Raw genomic sequence first — 23,397 nt, 5'->3', positions numbered from 1 at the left:
CAACCATGAGTAAATTCCCATTCTATAAACAACTGGATAGCATGGATTGTGGACCCACCTGTCTGCGCATGATAGCAAAACACTATGGAAAAACATTTTCTGTACAGCAACTACGCGAGCAATCCTATATTCAACGTACAGGAGTAAACTTATTAGGCGTCAGCGAAGCTGCAACCAGTATAGGACTGCGTGCCACCGGCATCCGTACATCAATAGAAAAGTTGAAACAACAGTCCAAGCTCCCCTGTATTCTTCATTGGAACCAAGATCACTTTGTGGTGCTCTATAAAATAGAGAAGAAACGCAATAATACGTGGTTCTACATTGCCGACCCTGCATATGGACTACTAAAATACGAGGAACAAGAATTAAAAAGATGCTGGGTCAGCACAACACAAGGAGGTATAGAAAAAGGAATTGTCATGTTATTGGATGTCACTCCTCAGTTTTATGAAGCAGAGTCCATCAAATATGAGAAACTATCGTTATGGTATCTGCTTCACTATGTACATCCCTACAAAAAAGCAATGATGCAACTAGTCATTGGACTGTTAGCCGGTAGTATACTACAATTGGTATTTCCATTCCTAACCCAAACAATTGTAGACCAAGGCATAGGGCACCGAAACCTGAATTTTATTCAGCTGATTCTCGTTGCACAACTCATGTTGGTATTCAGCCGCACTCTTATTGAGGTAATTCGACGCTGCATATTGCTTCACATCAGTACACGCGTCAATGTATCGCTCATCTCGGACTTCCTCTCTAAGTTGATGCGGCTGCCCATGAAATTTTTCGACAGCAAACTGGCAGGTGACTTGATACGCCGTATTGAAGACCATAACCGTATAGAGAGCTTCCTCACACAATCGGTACTCAACATATTATTTGCAAGCATTACTGTGATAATTTTCAGTGTTGTACTAGCTATTTATAGTTGGAAAATATTCCTAATATTCTTTCTATTCAGTATGGCATACATAGGTTGGGTAAAACTGTTTATGCACAAACGTGCTGATTTGAACCGAAAAAATTTCGAGCAAATGTCTATCAACCAAAATAATTTGATGCAGCTCATCTATGGAATGCAGGATATCAAACTGTTAGGATGTGAACAACAGAAACGTTGGGAATGGGAAAATATACAAGCATCGCTCTTTCATATTAATATGAGTTCGCTCAATTTAGGACAGACGCAGCAGGTAGGGGCTGTACTTATCAACGAAGTAAAAAACGTGTTGATCACAGTTCTTTCAGCCACTGCAGTGCTACACGGAAGCATTACTTTAGGGGTGATGCTTTCTATCCAATATATCATTGGACAAATGCAGGGGCCTATCAGCCAATTTGTCTCTTTTATGCAAAGTACACAAGATGCACAATTAAGTTTGGAACGTCTAGGTGAAATCCATGGAAAGACAGATGAGGAAACAGAAGGTGTGGAACAGGATACCCATATATCTGGTAAAGAGTCTATCCGACTACAAGATGTAATTTTTACGTATGGTTCCCAAAAGTCTAAGCAAGTTATAAAAGGGCTTTCGTTGGATATACCTGTTGGTAAAACAACTGCCATTGTGGGCCTCAGTGGTAGTGGAAAAACAACTCTCATAAAACTGATGTTAGGATTTTACCCTCCCACAAGTGGCACGGTTAATATCGGAAAACAATCATTGCAAAAGATTAGTTTCAAAGAATGGCGCAAACACTGTGGAGTGGTTATGCAAGAAGGGTATATATTCGGAGATACCATAGCCAATAATATTGCCCCAGATGGCAACACTATCAACAAAGAGCGCATGATATATGCCGTAGAAATGGCAAAAATACGTGAATTTATAGAGTCTTTACCTTTGAAATATAACACCAAAATAGGTAATATAGGGCAAGGACTGAGCCAAGGGCAAAAACAACGTATTCTGATAGCGCGTGCCATTTACCGCAATCCTGATTATTTATTCTTTGACGAAGCAACGAACGCGCTCGATACGGATAACGAGAAAATGATACAGAGAAATCTGGAGAAATTCTTTAAAGATAAAACTGTGGTCATTGTTGCCCATCGACTGAGCACCGTAAAGAATGCAGATCAAATTGTTGTATTGAAAGAAGGAGATATCACCGAAAAAGGTACACATGATGAATTAATAGCCCGACAAGGAGATTACTACCGATTGGTAAAAAACCAACTGGAACTAAGTGCTTAGAAAATTTAAGTATAAACAGTTATGGAAGAAATCTATAAGCCCGACAGCAAAGATACCGAAAAGGTGGAAATATATAGCCGAGAGAATAATGATATGCTAGGAGAGATGCCTCAGTGGTTGATTCACACAGGAAGTTACATTGTATACGGTCTTATTCTATTTCTCATTGCCGGAAGTGCCTTGTTTAAATATCCAGACACGATAAAAAAGATAATTACGATTGATGATATAGGTAACGTAGAATGGATTACAGCTAATCAATCAGGCATGATAGACCGGTTCTTTGTAGAAAATCAATCGCAAGTGAAGCGAAATGATACGTTGGGCATATTGAAAAATACAGCTTTGCTAAAGGATGTGAAAAGATTCTGCAAGGTATTAACCAATATCGAATGGTACTATCGAACCAATGATATCAAATACCTTCAAAATTATCCATTCGACTTAATTATGGGAGAAATGTCTCCCGCTTATGAAGCATTTACCCAAGCAGTACGTACTTGTTTGCTATATCAAGAATTTGATCTATATCCACAGAAGAAAAAGTATTTGAATAAAGAGTTAAATATATTGGAAAATATGGAACAGGTAGATCCTTTATCTGTATTGAAAGCAAAACGTGAATTATTTGAGATAGAAATAAATCACAAAATGGAAATTGGGAAAAATCGGCAGATGTTGGAATTAGCCTATGAGAACATGGTAAACAGCCTAAAGACATGGGATGAAAAATATTTAATAAAAAGTAAAAATGGCGGAACAGTAATATGGGGAAAAAGTTGGGGCATGAGCAATCGGGTAAATGAAGGAGACACGTTATGTACGGTTATATCAAAACAACAAGGAAATCCATTAGGACATATCAAGTTGTCGCAAGATGAAGTCGCAGAAATTGACATAGGAGACAACGTCAACATAGAACTGAATAAATACCCCATTCATTCCTATGGTGTACTTCATGGAAGAGTAGCATCAATATCTTATGTTCCTTATAATAAAAGCTATGCAGTGGAAGTTGACTTTCCGAAAGGCTTGAGAACAACTAGTCAAAAAGAAATAAAATATGAAATAGACATGTCGGGTAAAGCAGAAATCATAACTTCAAGCAGGAGCATACTTAACCGCATATTCGCACCTATATATGAACTATTCAAACGTGCATAAAAATTGAATCTACAAAAAAGAATGATTATGAAAAAAGAAAAAACGAATGAACCCAAAGCGGAATATACTCAATATTCTGACGAAGAACAAGCATTGGATCTAAATGAGCTAATGGATGTACAAGGAGGAGTAGATGACAAAGATGTACCCAATTGTGGACTGGGATGTTATATAGGTGGATTTACAAATACAACAGAAACAGAAAATGACAAAGCCCAAATTGAATGAAGTATATGTGCTAAACCCACACTATCATTTAAGACATGATACACATAGAGTTGTATTATTTTCCAGCAATAGAGTAAACAGTGATTGCTCTAGGAATTGGCATACTCTTATTCATCCTTTGCAAGCTATTATGTTAAGCTTCTTCACCCACAACAGACCTTGGGAAAGAACACTTACCTTACTATGTGATTTTTTCGGTCGGAGTACGGAAGAAATAACAAAATGGGTGTCGGGATACATTAATAATCCGACACCTATTTACACTTCTTCGCAACAAGGAGAAATTTATTTTCCTAAGAGAGTATTGATTGAGGCTGAAAAAGCTGGTAAAGATTTGCACTTTGATCAGTTAAATATCCAATCTTTTGCCTGGGAAAAACTAGACCTCACTACCAGAAAGCTTTACTCAGGGCCTCTTTTAGTTACATTTATGTTAACAAACAAATGTGTCACTCATTGTAAATACTGCTATGCCGATACATCAACATTTATTAAATCACCTCTTACCACCTCGCGCATCATAGAACTGATAAAAGAAGCCTCAAATATGCAAGTACAACAAGTTAATTTGATTGGTGGTGAAATATTCCTGCATAAAGACTGGAAAATTATTCTAAAAGAACTAGTGAAACGGAATATCGCCCCAGAATACATATCAACCAAAATGCCTGCGACAGATAAACTATTACAAGATCTAAAAGAGACAAATTATCAAGGAATAATACAATTTTCATTAGATGCTTACAATTCTGAAATATTAAAAGCTTCAGTAGGGGTAAACAAGCAGTACATAGAAGAGGTGTTTATCGGTCTAAAGCTATTAGACAACAGCGGTTTTAACTATCAACTTTCATCTGTGCTTACCCGATATAATTGCAATATTATGACCTTGACTGAGCTATTACACAAACTCTCTACGTTAAAACATATCAAGAATTGGCGTATTATACCTGCAAGCAATTCAACAAATAAAGCATATAAAGATTTCTCAAAGTTGAAAGCATCTAAAACACAGATTATTGAAACCTTCAAAGGATTGTATCCACTTATTGCTAACGCCCCATTCCCTATTATCTTAGGCTATACTCCATTAGAAAAAGAATATCTAAACACTTGGGGTGGAAGCCGTTATTTTAAAGGAAGCGAATGCTCTGCACTAACTACTCACATGTTTATATTGCCTGATGGAAAAGTAACAATCTGTGAACAGTTATATTGGAATCCACACTTCATTATCGGTGATGTAACCACACAAAGCTTGATAGAAGCATGGAACTCGCCTCAAGCTATACACCTCTGTTCTCTATCACGTCAGGACATAAGAGAACAAAGCCATTGCAAAACATGCAGTTTTTTTGAAGATTGCTACAACTATCAGAACCGTTGTTGGAGCGATATCATCAAAGCTTATGGAAACGACTGTTGGGATTTTCCAGACCCACGCTGTCGCTATGCGCCACAAATGAAGAATCCATTAAGTTATGACTGATTACGCTCATTCTTCTCCTTCAGATACTCATAAAATGCATATTGGGCGCGCACCGGTTCTTCATTCGGATTCTTTTTCAGCACATTCTTTAAGTTCTCGTCCACCCATCCTGCCTTTTGGTTATCCCTCAACTGGATATGAAGCATATCAATCATCTCCTGTTTCAACCCTCCGTCCATGACAGGAGTCACCGCCTCTATCCGTCGATACAGATTACGCCTCATCCAGTCTGGCGAGCCCATGAAAAGAAGCGGTTTTCCACCGTTCAGGAAGTACCAGATACGGGCATGTTCCAAGAAACTGTCTACAATGCGGGTGATGCGGATGTTCTTGCTGTATGCTTGATTGGGTATCAAACAACAGATGCCGCGGACTATCAAATCAATCTTTACACCCGCTTCACTCGCCTTATAAAGTTCACCAATCATAGCCGGGTCTTGCAGCGCGTTCATTTTCAGAATGATATGTGCCTCCTTCCCGGCTTTTGCCATATTTATTTCATAACCAATCCGTCTGCGCAACTCCGGCAGCAGGTTGAACCGTGCCACCAGCAGACGTTTGAATTTCGGTTCAGTCACCTCCTTACGCAACACACGGAAAAGTGTATGCAAGTCATTGACAATTACTTCATTCGAAGTAAACAAGCCCGAATCGGCATATACCGTTGCCGTTTTCTCATTGAAATTACCCGTACTGATATAAGCATAGCTGCGCACTTGCTTTCCTTCCTTGTTGCGACGGAGCACCAATGCCACCTTTGCATGCACTTTCAATCCCGGGATACTATATATAATGTGTATCCCCGCTTTCTCCATCAGCTCGGCCGTAGCCAAATTGTTTTCTTCATCAAAACGTGCCTTCAGCTCCACAAAGACAGTCACTTGCTTGCCGTTCTGTGCAGCAGCTATCAGCGTATTGATGACCTCCGAGTTTTCTGCCACCCGGTATTGGGTAATCATAATCTCCTTGCAGGAAGGGTCATGCACCGCTTCGTAAAGGAAATGGATAAAATGGTCGAACGAATGATAGGGGAAATGCAACAGCAAATCACGCTTATTGACATATCGGAAGATGGATTCTTTTTCATCCAGATAATTCAGTTTCATAGGTACCGGCTTGACCGGCGCCTCACTGTCACGATTAGGATTGGGCAAATGCGACAAGTCTTCAAGATTAAGATGCTTGTCACCCGGAACCAACTCATCACGGTTGATGCCAAACGCATCCACAAGGAATTCCAGATAGTCGGCAGGCATCTTGCGGTCATACACAAAACGACATACCGCCCCTATCTTGCGCTTCTTCACCTTCTTTTTCAGTTGCTCCACCATCTTTTCAGCACTTTCGGCATCGTCGACAAAAATATCGGCATCACGCGAAATCTTGCAACAATAACTGCAGTCCAACTCATAGCCGGGAAACATACGGTCGATATTTGCCTTGATGATATCCTCCATATACATCAGATAGAAATAATCACCCACTCGGGGAAGCTCGATGAAACGGGGCACTTTACTATAAGGCAATTTAATGATATAGTATTCCTTCTCGCCGGTGTCACGACGGATGACACGCACCGAAAGATAAAGGCGGTTATCACGTAAAAAAGTCTTAATACGGTTCTTGCACACAGGCACAGGTTGCAGATAAGGAAAAATCTCCTCCTTAAAGAAATTCCTGATAAACTCCGTATGCACGGGTTCCACTTCCTGCTTACTCTGATAAAACACCACATGCTGCTGCTCACGCAAAGCGGGAATCAACTTACGTTCATAAATACGAATACGGTCCTCCATCTGCTCATTCACCACCTCGGTAATCTGATGAATAAGATGTTTTGCCTCTTCCTGAGTAACATCATCACTATGGCCGCCCGATGCAATTGCCTTATGCTCTGCCACACGTATTTTATAGAACTCTTCGAGATTGGAAGAATATATCGAAACAAAATTTATTCGCTCATACAACGGAAGGGAATCATCATCGGCTTCCAGCAATACCCGATGATTAAATGATAACCAACTGATATCACGTTTAAAATAATGATATTTGCTCTCCATATTATGCTAAGATTTGTGTCAAATATAGTACCTTTGTTGATAATAAACAAACAAACGATGACTAGAATTGGATTATTATCGGATACTCATTCATATTGGGACGATAAATATTTAAAATACTTTGAGGAATGTGACGAGATTTGGCATGCAGGCGACATCGGCTCAGTGGAAGTTGCCGAACGCTTAGCGGCCTTCCGACCCTTTCGTGCCGTATACGGCAATATCGACGGACAAGAAATCCGTAAACTTTATCCGCAGATAAATCGTTTTACTGTCGACGGTGCAGAAGTACTGATGAAGCACATCGGCGGTTATCCGGGCAATTACGACCCATCCATCCGCGGCAGCCTGTTTGTAAGGCCGCCAAAGTTATTCATCAGCGGACACTCCCACATTCTGAAGGTGAAATATGACAAGACCCTCGGCCTGCTGCACATCAATCCGGGAGCAGCCGGCAAATCGGGTTTCCACACCGTTCGCACATTAGTGCGTTTTGTAATAGACCAAGGAGAATTTAAAGATTTAGAAGTAATAGAATTGGCAGAATAAGTTGGATAGTAAGAAAATCTTTCCGAACTTTGCACCACTAAAACAGTAAAAACTAAGAAATATGAAGACTTATCTCGTTACAGGAGCTGCCGGATTCATCGGCGCCAACTATTTAAAGTACATTTTGGCCAAGCATGACGATATCAAGGTCGTTGTCCTTGACGCCCTGACCTACGCCGGAAATCTGGGAACCATCGCGTCTGACATTGATAATGAACGTTGCTTCTTTGTAAAAGGAGATATCTGCGACCAAGCACTTGCCGACCAGCTCTTTGCTGAATATAAGTTTGATTATGTGGTGAACTTTGCCGCCGAGAGCCACGTGGACCGCAGCATTGAGAACCCGCAACTGTTTTTACAGACCAACATCCTCGGCACACAAAACCTGCTGGATGCCGCCCGCCGTGCATGGGTGACCGGTAAAGACGAATACGGTTATCCCACTTGGCGCAAAGACGTACGCTATCATCAGGTGTCTACCGACGAAGTATATGGCAGCCTGGGAGCCGAAGGTTTCTTTACAGAAGAGACACCTCTTTGCCCTCACAGCCCTTACAGTGCCTCAAAGACAAGTGCCGACATGATTGTGATGGCATATCGTGATACATACAAAATGCCTGTCACCATCACCCGTTGTTCCAACAACTACGGCCCTTACCATTTTCCCGAGAAACTGATTCCGCTTATCATCAAGAATATTCTGGAAGGCAAGAAGCTTCCCGTTTACGGTGACGGCAGCAACGTGCGTGACTGGCTGTATGTGGAAGACCATTGCAAAGCCATCGATTTGGTGGTACGCCAAGGACGCAACGGAGAAGTTTACAATGTAGGCGGACACAATGAAAAGCAAAATATAGAAATAGTCAAGCTTACCATCGCCACTATCCATCAAATGATGACCGAAAATCCGGAATATCGCAAGGTATTAAAAAAGAAGGAACGGAAAGAGAACGGCGAAATCAGCATTGACTGGATAAACGAATCACTGATTACGTTCGTCAAAGACCGTTTGGGACATGACCAGCGTTATGCCATCGACCCCGAAAAGATTACAAAGGAACTGGGCTGGTATCCTGAAACAAAATTTGAAGTGGGCATCGTGAAAACCATCCAATGGTATCTGGAGAACCAAGCTTGGGTGGAAGATGTAACCAGCGGTGACTATCAGAAGTATTACGAAAGGATGTATAAAAACAGATAATACACCAATAGACCGGAAGCGGTGACAGCAGATACACGATACATTGAATATCTGCAGTCACCGCTTTCTGATTATTTTAACTTCAGCTTGACCAACACCGGATTACTATCTTCCGTCAGGTCGGCAAAAGGAGACTTCGCTCCTTCTTCAAAGAACTTGAAAGCATCAACCAACAGATACAAATAGCCATTCCTGGGGTAGAGCATCTTATATCCCATAGCCTGCCACATATCAAGCGACGGACAATACCCGTCGACATCATTCTTAAAGACTTTAGAGACCGCTCCGGCCTTACCGTTTGCCTGACAAAATCCCACTCCGAACTGTTGTCTGTCAAATAAGTATCCAAACAACATTCCCGACTGAAATGCACAGACACTCGCCAGCTGTTCCTTTCCGGCATCCTCCCGCGTGAGGTCCCCCACCTGCATCCGCACATACCATTCATAATCTGCCGCCTTATTGTTTTTCCGTATGATATAATAAGGGCGGACGTCTGTCCAATCCGTTGTACAATAAACGGTATCTACATGAATCGGCTTCACCCAGAAAAGCGATTTACTTATTTCCCCATAATCGATAGGCCCTCCCAACGTAAGGATAGTACCATGCCCCGGCGAGGTAGCCTTTATATCAAAATGATAATTGGGAAGCTGATAAACTATTTTCCCATTTTTATCTCTCACCTTGAAAAAGTAAGCGCTGTCCAAGTTTACGACATCTCCTTTCTGAGGATTCATATCGCTTTCATAACGAAAGAGTTCACCATTATTCCAACAGGCAAGCAGATTAAAATTAGTTATCCCTGTTTTACGATTCATGCTTCCTACAAACTCACCGTCTAACGTATATTTACTATATTGCTCTCCATATTTCTGCACCCAAACAGTATGCTCACACATATTATAAATACCGGGTTCATATTTGGCATTCACTTCACCGGGCCCCTCTCCTATCTTGAATAAAGACTGGACGAACCGCCCGTCAGCAGTATATTTATATATTTTATCGAAGTCCAAGTACACATTCCCTTTAGCATCTTCTGCCAGATGCACTTTCCGCAAATCAGGTATCAACAGAGTATCTGATATTCGAATATACTCGATACTGTCGACAAAGGCAGATAACAACTGCGGAGTATCCGAATATCTCACCTCTGACAAATCAATCATACGAGGCGAAATGATTTCATCCTCCACTTCCTGGCGAGTCGTTTTACCGCCGCATGAACACAATAGTACAGCTATTGCCATCCAACAAAAAGATTGCTTCCTCATTTTATTCTATTTAAGGTTTTTCCTTCATTCCTTGATATCTCGAAAAGCGATTGACTGCATGGAGACAGACAAAGATAGCAAAAAAACTATTCATGCTTCATAAACACAATCTTTCTTTTTATAATTGGAAAAATTATATCTCTTCAGCTTTCAAAGTAATTATTCATTTTTATCTCTCACCCTCTCACCCATCCCCCTAAAAGTTCGATATATAAAGGTTTTCAGGGGTGAGAGATAGGGGTGAGAGATGAGCCGAAAGGTGAGAGCACATCTCTCGCTTTTGCCAAAAAGCGCATCACTTTGTGCATTTTCCCCTATACAAATCGATAAAAGCCTCCTTTGCTTCTTTCTCCCGCATGCACACGTGCGGTGTGTTTCATACGGTGTGAAACTACTTTATTTGAGGGCGGAAAATACTCTGTTCAATCGAGTGAGTGTGTCAAAACTAAGCCAGCCTATCCCATCGTCAGCTGTAGGGGCAGGGTTTGCCTGCCCGAAGACACAAAGCAAACTGTTTTCGGGCGAGCGAACCTCGCCCCTACGAACGAAACGACAGCATTATCCACGTTTTGACACATCCTCAGAAACCAGACAAGAGCGTTGTCCTTTTTACACCTCTTCACCTTCCCAACAATAGAAAAGTCTTCACCTTTTCTTTGTTCACAAAAACACCTTTTGTACCGGCTACCTCCAAAGTATCCATCAGCAAAGCCAATCCCCGATAACCATTCTCGTCCACGCTCACCACCTTATCACGATAAATCTCCGAGGCCTGACGCATCTCACTGTCCTCGGGCAAATTCTTGAATTTCCCCAAATAGTAATTCCCTCTGAAGAAATTATGAGTGGACTCGGTAGTTGTAAACCGGCTGACTTCGGGAGTATAGAAGATATTCCCATCAAAGAAAGTGCTGTCGGGATAGCCGCCCCACGAATCCAATGTAACCATAGTACGGTCTATATTTTCCATCGGCTTGCGGTTCACATGAATGATGTTATGAGTAATACGACTGTTCTTTACAGGCCCGGCAAGATGGATAGCCGGTGAAAACATACCGGCCCGGGTGGGTTTGGGGCGCACCCCATCCCCTATACTTACATTATAACGGACAATTGTTCCCAAATTGCCAACATTGAAAGATTTGGATGCTGTGCCGTCATTGCATATCAGCACCAAACCGCCATAGTTATCATGGCTGTAATTATACTGAATAACCGTTCCCGTACAGTTCCAGTCCGAATCAAAGCCCTGCGCATCCCATGGGGCTTTATGGTCGCTGACTTCATTGAACTGCACCAACGTATTGTCGCAACTCCAAGGCCAGATGCCGGCAGCCGCTTCAGTATCGGGAAGCATATCGGGACAGTTACGCATCACATTATATTCTATCAGAGTACTATCACAACCGATAGGCACGATTCCGTCACCCGGCACTTCTTCTATTAAGTTTCCACGTATCACGGTGTGCATATTAGGATGCCAATTCTGACGGTCACTATAAGCCGACCAAATCATGGCATTACGGGTGCAACGCAAGATATGGCAACCTTCTATGATTAAATGGTCGAAGGTTGAAACCTTCTTTTTACCTCCGTTCACGATATAGATGCCACAACCACCGCCTTTTCCTTTCACCAATGAGCCGTTGACATCACGCACGGTTACGTCACGAACCTCAATATGCCGAGAAACTCCATAATCCATACTCTCTATTTTCAAACCCGAACGGTAAGGAAGAGGTTGAGACCCGGTATTCACTATTTCCAGATTTTGCAGGGTCACGTAATCCGAATTATATATACGGACTGCATACAGGGAAGTGTCGCGCCCTACGATGCAGGGTTTACGCTCTCCGTCACCATAAGCATCTATCCAAATACGGTTTTCGGGCAAGCCTTGAGCAGATATTTCCAATTCGCCAATAAAAACGTCACCACGCTTCAATAATACCTTATTATTGGGCAACAAGGTAACTTCACGCAATTTATCCAGACTTTTCCATGCTTTGTTCGGCGACAGGCCGCTATTATTGTCATTACCTCCGGTGGCATCCAAATAATAGCACACAGGCTCCCCGCTACATGCTGCCAGCAGGAAAGAAATTACAAAGAAGAATATTGTTTTTCCCATTTCTTCCGTATTTTAAAGGTTAATCATTCTATTCTAGAGGCCGGTCAGATTGGCATTCACCACAGATTTACAGGAATGAAATTTTAATTCATTACTGCTCGGTATGGATAATCTGTGGTGAAACGTTCCTGTGCTATCTGCACAAAGTCGTGTCGACCCTGTTTCTTGCTATTCTCGAAAAGCGATTGACCGCATGGAAACAGACAAAGTTAACCAAAATAATCATAATTCATAGATAAAAAGCTATCTTTCTATGATAATTTGAAAGTAATCGGAATCTTATAATTCACCCTGACAGGGTTACCATTCAATTTTCCCGGCGTCCATCGGGGCATTGACTTAATAATCCGAAGAGCTTCTTCATCCAAAACAGAATCAAGCCCTATCAACACATGTGCATTGATGATACTGCCATCCCTATCCACCACAAATCCTACAACGACTTTTCCTTGTGTACCATTTTTCTGCGCAGCCATAGGATATTTCATATTTTGTGTGATATAACGCACCATTGCTATGTATCCACCGGGATATTCGGGCATCACCTCTACATTGTCGTATATTTTATCGGGGGTTTCCACCTCTTTATACAGTTCTGTCTCAAGTTCGGCTTGCGAAGGAGCTTTCCCCGCTGTTGCATCGTCTTCTTCCTCCACATACGATATACTACTCTGTTCTTCGGAAGTTTCCGTTTCGGCATTATCAGACAAAATATAGTCCGAAAGGAAAAACCAGAATACAAGGTACAACACTTATATTTTGGAGATAAGAGCCAGCCAAACTATGTTCTATTCCGTAAGACTCAGCAGGCGCCATAAAAAAAGGTACTATTGTAAAGAAGAAAGCAAAAAGCGCCATTGCACCAGTAGAATAGTTGTGCAAATAAACGACTGCCGTTTTTTTACGAATAAAACCTTTCATTAGCCGTTATAAGCATTCTCATCCTTTAGATTAACCCTTTTTGTCAGTCGAAGTACTATAGTCTCCGGCAATGGACTGTACAGTCTGCTACGGTGGATTATACAGTCCACTGCCGGAGACTGTACAATCTGCTACGGTGGACTGTACAGTCCGCTGCCGAAGACTGTAGTAATCTTCCGTTTAAAAGCCCTTAGCCGACAGCAAGAAAGGGCTTAATCTTCCCTTTGGCCGCGGTTAAGCAGCAGGAGGCGATACAATGTGACTTTTATATTATTTCTTTTCAAGCTCTTGCAAGCTTTCCATCTTCTTTGTTTCCAGGAATTCATAGATACCGCAAAGATGCTCTCTCACTTTCTTATTGCCGAATTCATACACCTTGCTCACCAGCCCATCAAGGAAGTCACGGTCATGGGATACCACGATAAGCGTACCGTCAAAATCAAGCAAAGCCTGTTTCAAGATATCTTTTGTCTTCATGTCAAGGTGATTGGTAGGCTCATCGAGAATCAGCAGATTGACCGGTTCAAGAAGTAACTTTATCATCGCCAGACGAGTGCGTTCACCTCCCGAAAGTACCTTGACTTTCTTCATCGAGGCCTCAGGACCACCAAACATGAAAGCTCCCAGCAAGTCACGAATCTTATTACGGATATCGCCTTTTGCCACATCATCGATGGTTTGGAAGACGGTCAGGTTTTCATCCAGCAGCGAAGCCTGATTTTGTGCAAAATAGCCAATCTGAACATTATGCCCCAGCGTGAGCGTTCCCTCGTGGTCTATTTCCTTCATGATACATTTCACCAACGTAGATTTACCCTCGCCGTTCTTTCCCACAAAAGCTACTTTATCGCCACGCTCGATGGTGAGGGAAGCATTGCTGAACACCACATGGTCGCCATACGTCTTGCCCACCCTGTCCATGATAACCGGATAATTTCCACTTCGGGGCGATGGAGGAAACTTAAGGCGAAGTGCCGAAGTGTCTTCCTCATCCACTTCCACCAGCTCCAGCTTTTCGAGCATCTTGACACGGCTCTGCACTTGCAATGTCTTGCTATAAGTTCCTTTGAAGCGTTCGATAAAGTCCTTTGTCTCCTGAATCATTTTCTGCTGCTCTTCGTATTGTTTCATCTGCTGCTCGCGGCGCTCTTTACGAAGGACAAGATATTGCGAATAGTTCACTTTATAGTCATAGATACGTCCCATGGTCACTTCGATGGTGCGTGTAGTGATGTTATCCACAAACTTACGGTCGTGGCTGATGACAATGACAGCCTTTGCACTTGTTATCAGAAAATCTTCCAACCATTGTATAGACTCGATATCAAGATGATTGGTCGGCTCGTCAAGAAGAAGGACATCAGGATTCTGCAGAAGCAGTTTTGCCAGCTCGATGCGCATACGCCATCCGCCACTGAAATCACTGGTCTGACGGTTGAAGTCTTCGCGTGTGAATCCCAACCCGAGCAACGCTTTTTCCACATCTTCCTCAAAATGGGTAAGGTCGATGGCATAAAACTTCTCGCTCATGGTAGAAACTTTCTCGATAAGTTCCATATAAGAATCACTCTCGTAATCGGTGCGCACAGCCAATTCGTTATTAATGGCTTCAATCTCCGCTTCCATGGCATGAAGATGGGCAAAGGCCTGAGAAGCCTCCTCGAATACTGTGCGGCCGTCTTCCGTCATCAAGTGCTGTGGAAGGTAAGCGACGACACAATCCTTGGGGGCAGTCACTTTTCCGCGGGAAGGCTGGCGGACTCCCGCCAATATCTTCAACAAGGTAGACTTGCCGGCACCATTCTTTCCCATCAGGGCGATGCGGTCTTTCTCGTTTATCTGGAAAGAAATGTCACTAAATAAGGTGGTTCCGCCAAACTCGACGGTCAATCCATCTACTGAAATCATATTTATCCTTTTTCTTTGTTATTATAATAAAGCAAATCAGGCACGGATGACACGGAGTCCACAGTCTGTCCGTAAAAAGAAGAACCGTGTTTTTCCGCGTAATCCGTGCCCGACTAAATTCTCACTCACTAAAAGTTATGAAGCCAATATCAATATCAATAACTGGGCTGTCAGAATGCGAAGGAACATAGACACCGGATAAACGGTAGAATATCCTACTGCCGGAGCATTGTTTCCTGCTGTCTGATTGGAGTAAGCCAATGCAGGGGGGTCGGTGTTACTACCTGCAATAAGACCCATCAGCATAAAATAGTTCATCTTATAATGGAAACGAGCTACGGCACCCATTATCAATAAAGGTATGACAGTTATCAAAAATCCGCAACCTACATACAATAATCCGTCACCGTCTACCACCGTGCTCACAAAATTGGCTCCCGCCTTGATGCCTACACTGGCAAGGAACAGGGCGATACCGATTTCACGCAACATCAGATTGGCACTCATCGTGGTGTAAGTGACCAACTTCATCTTATATCCGAAGCGTCCAATCAAAATAGATACAATCAACGGACCGCCGGCAAGACCCAATTTCACCGGAGTAGGAATGCCGGGGAATGCAATGGGCAGACTGCCGAACAGGATTCCAAGGAAGATACCTACGAATATAGTCACGATATTAGGGTGGTCAAGACGTTTCAACGAGTTACCCATCAGACCGGCAACGCGCTCTACGGCATCCTGTGCACCTACCACCATGACACGGTCGCCCACCTGAAGCGTCAGGTTTCGTGAAGCAAAGATATCCATACCCGAACGATTCACACGGGTCACATTCACTCCATACATACTGCTGAAATGAAGCTCACCAAGCTGCTTGCCATTCATTTTGGGCTGTGTAATCAAAATACGGCGCGATACCATCGGAGTATCCTGCTTTTCCCAGTCTACTTCAATCTTCGGACCAATGAACGCAATGATAGCTTCGGCATCATCTTCGGCACAAACCACAAACAGCTGGTCGCCGATGTGGAAAACAGTATCACGGTTCGGAATGCTCACATGTCCGTTTTGAAGAATACGCGAACATACAAAGTCACGTCCCATAAAGTCTTTCACCTGAAGCAAGGTCTTTCCCGACAATGCCTCATTATGCACTTCAAGATGCATCATTCTGGGGGTCAGATGAGGATTGGCCGCCTCTTCCTGGGCAATAGCCTCCTCTTCTTTCTTCAGATTGACACGGCAAATGTAGCGAATGGCAATGATGGAGCCGATAATACCCAGCACACCAAGCGGATAAGCACAAGCATATCCCATCGCTATCTGCGGACCGTTATAACTCAGTTGCGACAAAGCTTCGTTGGCGGCACCAAGTCCGGGAGTATTCGTCACCGCACCGCAAAGAATACCCACCATCATAGGCAATTCGATACGTCCGTTCAGTCCGTAATACAAGCCGAGAGCAACAGCTACATTTAAAAAAACAATGCCAATCGCTATCAAGTTCATGGCGATACCACCCTTCTTGAAAGAAGAGAAAAAAGACGGTCCTACCTGAAGACCAATGCAAAAGACGAACAGAATAAGTCCGAAGTCTTGCAAGAATGTCAAAATCTGCGTGTTTCCCGTAAAACCGAAGTGTCCACAGACAATGCCGGTAAACAAGACGAAGGTTACACCCAGTGACACTCCGAAAATCTTAATCTTTCCGAGTAACACACCCACTGCTATCACAAAAGAATACAGCAGCACTATGTGTGCAATCGAGTTTTCATCAGTAAATAGATTTTGTAACCAATCCATAATATTCATGTGTTTTAAAAATTGCCGCAAAATTAGCAAATTCATTCCACTCAGCCCAATAATCCGGGCATAATTATTTCACTTGCATGGTTTATTTTGCAATATCTACATAGCAAACCTCATAGTTACCTACTTCTTTCCTTAACAAAATGACAGAAATAAACAGTTGCTTGCTGCGAAAATAAGTAAAAAAGAGAATCTATTTAAAAGGAATTAGTATATTTGCCCGAACACTTGAACAGGATTATTACTAACTTAAATATTAATACCAAATAAACTATGGCAGATAGTAAAGAGAAACTCTTTTCAGATTTTCCCGGCGTCTCTACGGAGGCGTGGATGGAAAAGATTACAGCAGACCTGAAAGGCGCTGACTTTGAAAAGAAACTGGTTTGGAGAACCAATGAAGGCTTTAAAGTGAAACCTTTCTACCGTCAGGAAGACTTGGAAGGTTTAAAAACAACAGAAGGACTGCCCGGACAGTTCCCTTATGTGAGAGGTACGAAGAAGGACGACAACACTTGGTTAGTGCGTCAAGATATCCATGTGGAATGCCCGAAAGAAGCAAATGCCAAAGCACTTGACATCCTGAATAAAGGTGTCGACTCTCTTGGTTTCAAGATTAATGCAAAAGACTTGAATGCCGAATACATTGAAACATTGCTGAACGATATTTGCGCCGAGTGCGTAGAACTGAACTTCTCTACTTGTCAGGGACATACCGTGGAACTGGCAAAATTGTTGGTGGAATATTTCCAGAAGAAAGGTTATGACCTGACCCAGCTGCAAGGTTCTGTCAACTATGACCCGATGGGCAAGATGATGGCAAAAGGCAAAGACCTGAGCAATTTCGCCGCCACTGCCAAAGAATTGGTCGACGTTCTGGCTCCATTGCCCAAGTATCGTTGCATCTGCGTTAATGCAGTAGAGTTAAACAATGCAGGATCTTATATTTCACAAGAGTTGGGATATGCATTGGCGTGGGGTAATGAATATCTGAACAAACTGGTAGAGGCAGGAGTTCCGGCTACATCGGCTGCAAAAAGAATCAAGTTCAATTTCGGTATCAGCTCCAATTACTTCCTCGAAATCGCCAAATTCCGCGCAGGACGTATGTTATGGGCCAACATCGTGAACGAATATAAACCCGAATGCGAATGTGCCTGCAAGATGATTGCCCATGCAGAGACATCTACATTCAACCTCACTCTGTTTGACGCTCATGTAAACTTGCTCCGCACACAGACAGAAACAATGAGTGCAGCCTTGGCAGGTGTGGATTCTATTACTGTCACTCCGTTTGACAAAACTTACAAGACTCCTGATGACTTCTCGGAACGCATTGCGCGCAACCAACAGTTACTGTTGAAAGAAGAATGTCATTTTAATAAGGTGGTCGACCCGGCTGCCGGCTCATATTTCATTGAAAACCTGACTGTTTCCATTGCCAAGCAAGCATGGGACTTGTTCCTCAATGTAGAAGAAGAAGGCGGTATGCTGGAAGCTGTCAAAGCAGGCAAGGTGCAGGAAGCTATCAATGCTAGCAACAAGGCCCGCCATGATGCAGTTTCCAAACGCAAGGAAGTATTGCTCGGCACCAACCAATTCCCTAACTTCAACGAAAAGGCAGGCGAAAAGAATCCGGTCGAAGCACAATGCTGTTGCTCCGGAAACAGTTGCGAAAGACCTGTCGCAACACTGAACTTCAACCGTGCCGCCAGCGAATTTGAAGCACTTCGCCTGCAAACCGAACGTTCAGGCAAACGTCCGAAAGCATTTATGCTCACCATCGGCAACCTGGCTATGCGTCAGGCACGTGCACAGTTCTCTTGTAACTTCCTGGCTTGTGCAGGCTATGAAGTGATTGACAACTTGGGCTTCCCCACTGTAGAAGAAGGTGTAGAAGCTGCGATGAAGGCGGGTGCCGATATCGTCGTGATTTGCTCGAGCGATGACGAATATGCAGAATATGCTGTTCCGGCATTCAAAGCACTCAACGGACGCGCCATGTTTATCGTAGCAGGTGCTCCGGCTTGCATGGAAGACCTGAAAGCCGAAGGCATCGAGAACTTTATCCATGTACGTGTAAACGTATTGGAAACTTTGAAAGAATACAACGCTAAGTTAGGAATTAAGTAAGGAAGACAATGAAACCGAATTTTAAAAACATAGATATTTATGCCGGATTCCAGCCGCAGAACGGCATGGAATGGCAAAAAGCCAACGGCATTACCGCCGACTGGAAGACACCGGAACACATCAGTGTGAAGCCTGTTTATACGAAAGAAGACCTGGAAGGCATGGAACACTTGAACTATACCGCAGGTATTCCTCCCTATCTCCGTGGCCCATACTCCATGATGTACACGTTCCGCCCTTGGACAATCCGCCAGTATGCCGGATTCTCTACCGCAGAAGAAAGTAACGCATTCTATCGCCGCAATCTGGCCTCAGGTCAGAAAGGTCTGTCGGTTGCATTCGACCTCCCGACCCACCGTGGCTATGACCCCGACCACCAGCGTGTAGTAGGCGATGTAGGTAAAGCAGGTGTATCCATCTGTTCTCTGGAAAACATGAAAGTATTGTTCGACGGTATCCCCTTGAACAAAATGTCTGTCTCCATGACAATGAATGGCGCCGTACTTCCTATCATGGCATTCTATATCAATGCCGGTTTGGAGCAGGGAGCAAAACTCGAAGAAATGGCAGGAACTATCCAGAACGATATTTTGAAAGAGTTCATGGTGCGTAACACCTATATTTACCCGCCTGCCTTCTCTATGAAGATTATCTCCGACATCTTTGAATATACCTCTCAAAAGATGCCTAAGTTCAATTCAATCTCCATCTCCGGCTATCACATGCAGGAAGCCGGTGCAACGGCAGATATCGAGTTGGCTTATACCTTGGCCGACGGTTTGGAATATCTCCGTGCGGGTGTTGCAGCAGGTATCGACATCGATGCTTTTGCTCCGCGTCTGTCATTCTTCTGGGCTATCGGTATGAATCACTTTATGGAAATTGCCAAGATGCGTGCCGCACGTATGTTGTGGGCAAAGCTTGTAAAACAGTTCAACCCGAAGAACCCGAAATCACTGGCATTGCGTACTCACTCGCAGACTTCGGGCTGGTCACTGACCGAACAAGATCCGTTCAACAATGTAGGCCGTACCTGTATCGAAGCAATGGCAGCCGCATTGGGACACACTCAGTCACTGCACACCAACGCATTGGACGAAGCCATCGCTCTTCCGACAGACTTCTCTGCACGTATTGCACGTAATACTCAGATTTATATTCAGGAAGAGACTTACGTATGCAAGAACGTCGACCCATGGGGAGGTTCTTATTATGTAGAATCTCTGACAAATGAACTGGCTCATAAGGCTTGGGAACATATTCAGGAAATCGAAAGCCTGGGCGGTATGGCGAAAGCGATTGAAACCGGCGTGCCTAAGATGCGTATCGAAGAAGCTGCCGCACGTACTCAAGCCCGTATCGACTCCGGTGCACAGACCATCGTCGGCACCAACAAGTATCGCCTGGAAAAAGAAGATCCTATCGATATCCTCGAAGTAGATAATACGGCTGTTCGATTGGAACAGATTGAGAACTTGAAACGTCTGAAAGAGGGCCGCAACGAAGAAGAAGTGAAGAAAGCATTGGATGCTATTACCCATTGCGTCGAAACCAAAGAAGGCAATTTGCTGGAACTGGCAGTAGAAGCAGCCCGCGTCCGCGCTACCTTAGGCGAAATTTCGGATGCTTGCGAAAAGATTGTAGGACGTTATAAAGCAGTAATTAGAACTATATCAGGCGTGTATTCATCAGAAAGTAAAAAAGATGCAGATTTCGCAAAAGCTTGCGAACTGACCGAAGAATTTGCAAAGAAAGAAGGTCGCCGTCCGCGTATCATGGTTGCCAAGATGGGTCAGGATGGACACGACCGCGGTGCTAAAGTAGTGGCTACTGGTTATGCAGACTGTGGTTTCGACGTAGATATGGGACCGTTGTTCCAGACTCCTGCCGAAGCTGCCCGTGAAGCGGTGGAAAACGACGTTCATGCAGTGGGCGTTTCATCACTGGCTGCCGGACACAAGACTTTGATTCCGCAACTGATGGAAGAGTTGAAGAAATTGGGTCGTGAAGATATTCTGGTCATTGCCGGAGGTGTAATTCCTGCCCAAGACTACGACTTCCTCTATAAAGCAGGTGTGGCAGCTATCTTCGGCCCGGGTACTTCCGTAGCCAAAGCAGCCGTACAGATTATGGAAATATTGCTGGAAGAGTAAAAGTCTTCTTTATACATTAATTTATAAAAGGCGAACTTTGAACAGGTTCGCCTTTTATATGCTCTCTACACCACATTCTTTTCCCGATAACCATCTTTCAAGATAAAATAATCCCCATTATTAAGCATTTATCGCCATATTTTCTTCATTATCAATGTTTTTTGATTATATTTGCCCAATTAACATCTTTAAATGATATGAAGGACTTTACAAAATGCGTGCTGATTACAGCAACGCTGTTCGTGTTATATAGTTGCATGGACAAAAACAGCCTAAACGGTACACCCGAACCGACTCCTGAACCGGAAAAACCTTCCGTGGAGGACTACTTTGACTTCAACACAATGCAAACCATTAAAGTGAACATTGATTATGGTTTCAATGACTATCTCGTACTTTTTGAACTCTTTGATGAAAATCCCACAGAAGAACTGGAGGATGGTTCCATTATTAAAAGAGAGGACATAAAAGGACTTTTTAAAGCCTCAACGGATAATTCAGGCCGATTCACTGGCAGTGTTACTATCCCGGCCAGAGCCGACAAAGTATGGTTATATTCCGATTATCTGGGAACGGTGTCCCCCATCGAACTGACAATCAAAGAGAAAAGTATCAGTTTCAATCAAAATGACTATATCGCATCACGCAGAGGCGGGGCGAGGGCTGTGACTCCCAACAACCAATTTAAATACCCTGATGAATATAAGATATTAGGGGATTGGGATAAAAGTGGGAAACCGGATTATTTGCTTCCCAAAGCAAATACGCCTGACTATATACTCTATAATATAAAAGAAACATACTCTACAGTGAAAAGTAAATACATATCTGTAGTGCACCCGGAATTCCTTGATAACAATGTAAAGTCGGATATTATCTTGGCAAAGGCCACCAAAATAAAATTGGTATTTGTGAATAGTGGAGCTAGCCTTAAGAATGTAATGGGATATTATACTTACCCCAAAGATGAAGTTCCCGAAGGAAACAAAATAACAAAGATTATTGCATTCCCCAACATAACGGCAACCCAAAATGCCTCTGTATTTCCTTGTGACCAAGTAGCATTAAAATATTGGGACGGAACACAATTCCAAGATGAATTTCCGGCAGGAGTGGCTATTGGATTCTTCCTTCAGCCCAGTGGATTTAGCAACGGTTCAATTAGTAATCCCGATAAAAGCGGCTGGAAGTCTAATAAATATTCAAGTACTAATTTAAACGAGCCAAAACAAAAGCGAACAATCTCCTTGCTGGATAAGGCCTCTGCACAAATAGTTACTATCGGTTTTGAAGACAAGGATGATAACAATTTCTCCGATGCTACATTCTATCTTGACATTGAACAAAAGGATGCAGTGGAAAAAAATACAATTCCCGATTTACCGGATGGAAACGCTCCAACTCCCGATGATAATGCACAAACCACTGTCGGTACACTTACCTATGAAGATAAATGGCCGGAAGAAGGTGACTATGACATGAATGATGTTATGGTAGACTATGAATCGACTATCTACAAGACACTAGGAAACAATAAAATCACCAAGATTATCGATAAATTCACTCCTCGCCACAACGGAGGCATCTATAATAACGGCTTTGGCTACCAATTGACCAATATTACCTATACAGATGTCAAAAGTGTCAATATCGAGGGTCCCGAACGTTCTACATTCATCGGCAACGACAATATGGAAAGCGGACAGACCTATCCTACCGTCATCCTCTTTGACAATATCAAAAATGTGATAGGAAAAACATATACCGTGACCATAGAAATAGCAAATGCAGACTATAATAAACTAATTCCGCCCTATAATCCGTTCATCATCTGCAGCACAGACCAAGGAAGAGGCAAAGAAGTGCACCTTGTCAATTATCCGCCGACCGATAAAGCCGACAACAGTCTATGGGGAACAGGAGAAGACGCCTCTCAACCTGAAAACAATTTGTTTTATGTATCCAATGACAATATGCCTTTTGCCATCCATTTACCGGATGTGAAAGACTTCCCTATTCCGACAGAAAAAGTACGTATCACTACGGCATATCCCGGATTTGCAGAATGGGTAAAATCTTCCGGTGCACAAAACAAAGGCTGGTATCTTCATAAAAACGAATAAGGAGAAACCTACAAAAGAATAACAGAATAGTATATCAAGTA

Annotated in this window: 15 protein-coding genes; 9 read left to right on the top strand and 6 right to left on the bottom strand. The window is 43.0% G+C overall.

The window, feature by feature from the left end; translation table 11 throughout:
• Window positions 1-5: 5 nt before the first annotated feature.
• From IR173_RS12925 to IR173_RS12910, 4 genes are read left to right on the top strand one after another with little or no spacing between them, the layout of a single operon-like run.
• Window positions 6-2,207 carry a peptidase domain-containing ABC transporter gene (locus tag IR173_RS12925; RefSeq protein WP_237040012.1) on the top strand — a complete coding sequence of 734 codons (2,202 nt, stop codon included), beginning with the start codon at window positions 6-8 and terminating at the stop codon, window positions 2,205-2,207.
• A gap of 21 nt (window positions 2,208-2,228) precedes the next feature.
• Window positions 2,229-3,371: an HlyD family secretion protein gene (locus IR173_RS12920; protein ID WP_237040011.1), complete on the top strand. Its 1,143-nt coding sequence runs from the start codon at window positions 2,229-2,231 to the stop codon at window positions 3,369-3,371.
• Between the two features lie 27 nt (window positions 3,372-3,398).
• The gene (locus IR173_RS12915) at window positions 3,399-3,599 is read left to right on the top strand and encodes a hypothetical protein (protein ID WP_237040010.1); all 201 of its coding nucleotides are present in this window, start codon (window positions 3,399-3,401) and stop codon (window positions 3,597-3,599) included.
• Complete coding sequence (locus IR173_RS12910; RefSeq protein ID WP_237040009.1) at window positions 3,577-5,088, top strand: radical SAM protein; 1,512 nt, start codon at window positions 3,577-3,579, stop codon at window positions 5,086-5,088. Before IR173_RS12915 ends, IR173_RS12910 begins: the two co-directional genes overlap by 23 nt.
• Here the strand turns inward: IR173_RS12910 and IR173_RS12905 are convergent.
• Window positions 5,079-7,148: an RNA degradosome polyphosphate kinase gene (locus IR173_RS12905; RefSeq protein WP_177797996.1), complete on the bottom strand. Its 2,070-nt coding sequence runs from the start codon at window positions 7,146-7,148 to the stop codon at window positions 5,079-5,081. The two genes, IR173_RS12910 and IR173_RS12905, sit on opposite strands and share 10 nt — an antisense overlap.
• A 57-nt stretch (window positions 7,149-7,205) precedes the next feature.
• Here IR173_RS12905 and IR173_RS12900 point away from each other — a divergent pair, with 57 nt between their 5' ends.
• Together IR173_RS12900 and rfbB are read left to right on the top strand one after the other, a co-directional pair.
• Window positions 7,206-7,697, top strand: coding sequence for a metallophosphoesterase family protein (locus tag IR173_RS12900; RefSeq protein WP_177797995.1), 492 nt, complete (start codon window positions 7,206-7,208; stop codon window positions 7,695-7,697).
• Window positions 7,698-7,758: 61 nt separating this feature from the next.
• Window positions 7,759-8,898, top strand: a complete 1,140-nt coding sequence (gene rfbB, locus IR173_RS12895) for a dTDP-glucose 4,6-dehydratase (protein ID WP_177797994.1) — start codon at window positions 7,759-7,761, stop codon at window positions 8,896-8,898.
• Window positions 8,899-8,969: 71 nt separating this feature from the next.
• On the opposite strand, the gene IR173_RS12890 is transcribed toward rfbB, so the two are convergent.
• The 5 genes from IR173_RS12890 to IR173_RS12870 form a co-directional block, all read right to left on the bottom strand.
• Window positions 8,970-10,151: a hypothetical protein gene (locus tag IR173_RS12890; protein ID WP_237040008.1), complete on the bottom strand. Its 1,182-nt coding sequence runs from the start codon at window positions 10,149-10,151 to the stop codon at window positions 8,970-8,972.
• Window positions 10,152-10,794: 643 nt separating this feature from the next.
• Window positions 10,795-12,306 carry a right-handed parallel beta-helix repeat-containing protein gene (locus IR173_RS12885; RefSeq protein WP_237040007.1) on the bottom strand — a complete coding sequence of 504 codons (1,512 nt, stop codon included), beginning with the start codon at window positions 12,304-12,306 and terminating at the stop codon, window positions 10,795-10,797.
• Window positions 12,307-12,557: 251 nt separating this feature from the next.
• A complete protein-coding gene (locus tag IR173_RS12880; RefSeq protein WP_237040006.1) occupies window positions 12,558-13,058 on the bottom strand; it encodes an energy transducer TonB in 501 nt (166 codons plus the stop codon).
• Window positions 13,059-13,497: 439 nt separating this feature from the next.
• Complete coding sequence (locus tag IR173_RS12875) at window positions 13,498-15,135, bottom strand: ABC-F family ATP-binding cassette domain-containing protein (protein ID WP_237040005.1); 1,638 nt, start codon at window positions 15,133-15,135, stop codon at window positions 13,498-13,500.
• A gap of 135 nt (window positions 15,136-15,270) precedes the next feature.
• Complete coding sequence (locus IR173_RS12870; RefSeq protein ID WP_237040004.1) at window positions 15,271-16,941, bottom strand: putative transporter; 1,671 nt, start codon at window positions 16,939-16,941, stop codon at window positions 15,271-15,273.
• Between the two features lie 279 nt (window positions 16,942-17,220).
• Here IR173_RS12870 and mutA point away from each other — a divergent pair, with 279 nt between their 5' ends.
• The 3 genes from mutA to IR173_RS12855 all read left to right on the top strand — a co-directional run bounded on the left by mutA (window position 17,221) and on the right by IR173_RS12855 (window position 23,356).
• Window positions 17,221-19,080, top strand: coding sequence for a methylmalonyl-CoA mutase small subunit (gene mutA, locus IR173_RS12865; protein ID WP_237040003.1), 1,860 nt, complete (start codon window positions 17,221-17,223; stop codon window positions 19,078-19,080).
• A gap of 8 nt (window positions 19,081-19,088) precedes the next feature.
• On the top strand, window positions 19,089-21,233 hold the full coding sequence (scpA, locus tag IR173_RS12860; protein ID WP_237040002.1) for a methylmalonyl-CoA mutase: 2,145 nt from the start codon (window positions 19,089-19,091) through the stop codon (window positions 21,231-21,233).
• 197 nt (window positions 21,234-21,430) lie between these two features.
• Window positions 21,431-23,356, top strand: a complete 1,926-nt coding sequence (locus IR173_RS12855; RefSeq protein WP_237040001.1) for an LruC domain-containing protein — start codon at window positions 21,431-21,433, stop codon at window positions 23,354-23,356.
• Window positions 23,357-23,397: the final 41 nt, after the last annotated feature.

This window comes from Phocaeicola faecalis (assembly GCF_021730445.1).
In the GTDB taxonomy this organism is placed as follows: Bacteria; Bacteroidota; Bacteroidia; order Bacteroidales; family Bacteroidaceae; genus Phocaeicola; species Phocaeicola faecalis.
Note: the sequence above shows the minus strand (reverse complement) of the source record. Positions and strands in the feature narration are given on the sequence as shown.

Excerpts from the sequence above, each read along its gene's own strand:
- IR173_RS12885 (WP_237040007.1), bottom strand. The coding sequence starts at position 12,306 with ATGGGAAAAACAATATTCTTCTTTGTAATTTCTTTCCTGCTGGCAGCA.
- IR173_RS12915 (WP_237040010.1), top strand. The coding sequence starts at position 3,399 with ATGAAAAAAGAAAAAACGAATGAACCCAAAGCGGAATATACTCAATAT.
- IR173_RS12870 (WP_237040004.1), bottom strand. The coding sequence starts at position 16,941 with ATGGATTGGTTACAAAATCTATTTACTGATGAAAACTCGATTGCACAC.
- IR173_RS12890 (WP_237040008.1), bottom strand. The coding sequence starts at position 10,151 with ATGGCAATAGCTGTACTATTGTGTTCATGCGGCGGTAAAACGACTCGC.
- IR173_RS12855 (WP_237040001.1), top strand. The coding sequence starts at position 21,431 with ATGAAGGACTTTACAAAATGCGTGCTGATTACAGCAACGCTGTTCGTG.
- IR173_RS12900 (WP_177797995.1), top strand. The coding sequence starts at position 7,206 with ATGACTAGAATTGGATTATTATCGGATACTCATTCATATTGGGACGAT.
- IR173_RS12920 (WP_237040011.1), top strand. The coding sequence starts at position 2,229 with ATGGAAGAAATCTATAAGCCCGACAGCAAAGATACCGAAAAGGTGGAA.
- IR173_RS12875 (WP_237040005.1), bottom strand. The coding sequence starts at position 15,135 with ATGATTTCAGTAGATGGATTGACCGTCGAGTTTGGCGGAACCACCTTA.
- mutA (WP_237040003.1), top strand. The coding sequence starts at position 17,221 with ATGGCAGATAGTAAAGAGAAACTCTTTTCAGATTTTCCCGGCGTCTCT.
- IR173_RS12925 (WP_237040012.1), top strand. The coding sequence starts at position 6 with ATGAGTAAATTCCCATTCTATAAACAACTGGATAGCATGGATTGTGGA.
- IR173_RS12910 (WP_237040009.1), top strand. The coding sequence starts at position 3,577 with ATGACAAAGCCCAAATTGAATGAAGTATATGTGCTAAACCCACACTAT.
- scpA (WP_237040002.1), top strand. The coding sequence starts at position 19,089 with ATGAAACCGAATTTTAAAAACATAGATATTTATGCCGGATTCCAGCCG.
- IR173_RS12905 (WP_177797996.1), bottom strand. The coding sequence starts at position 7,148 with ATGGAGAGCAAATATCATTATTTTAAACGTGATATCAGTTGGTTATCA.
- rfbB (WP_177797994.1), top strand. The coding sequence starts at position 7,759 with ATGAAGACTTATCTCGTTACAGGAGCTGCCGGATTCATCGGCGCCAAC.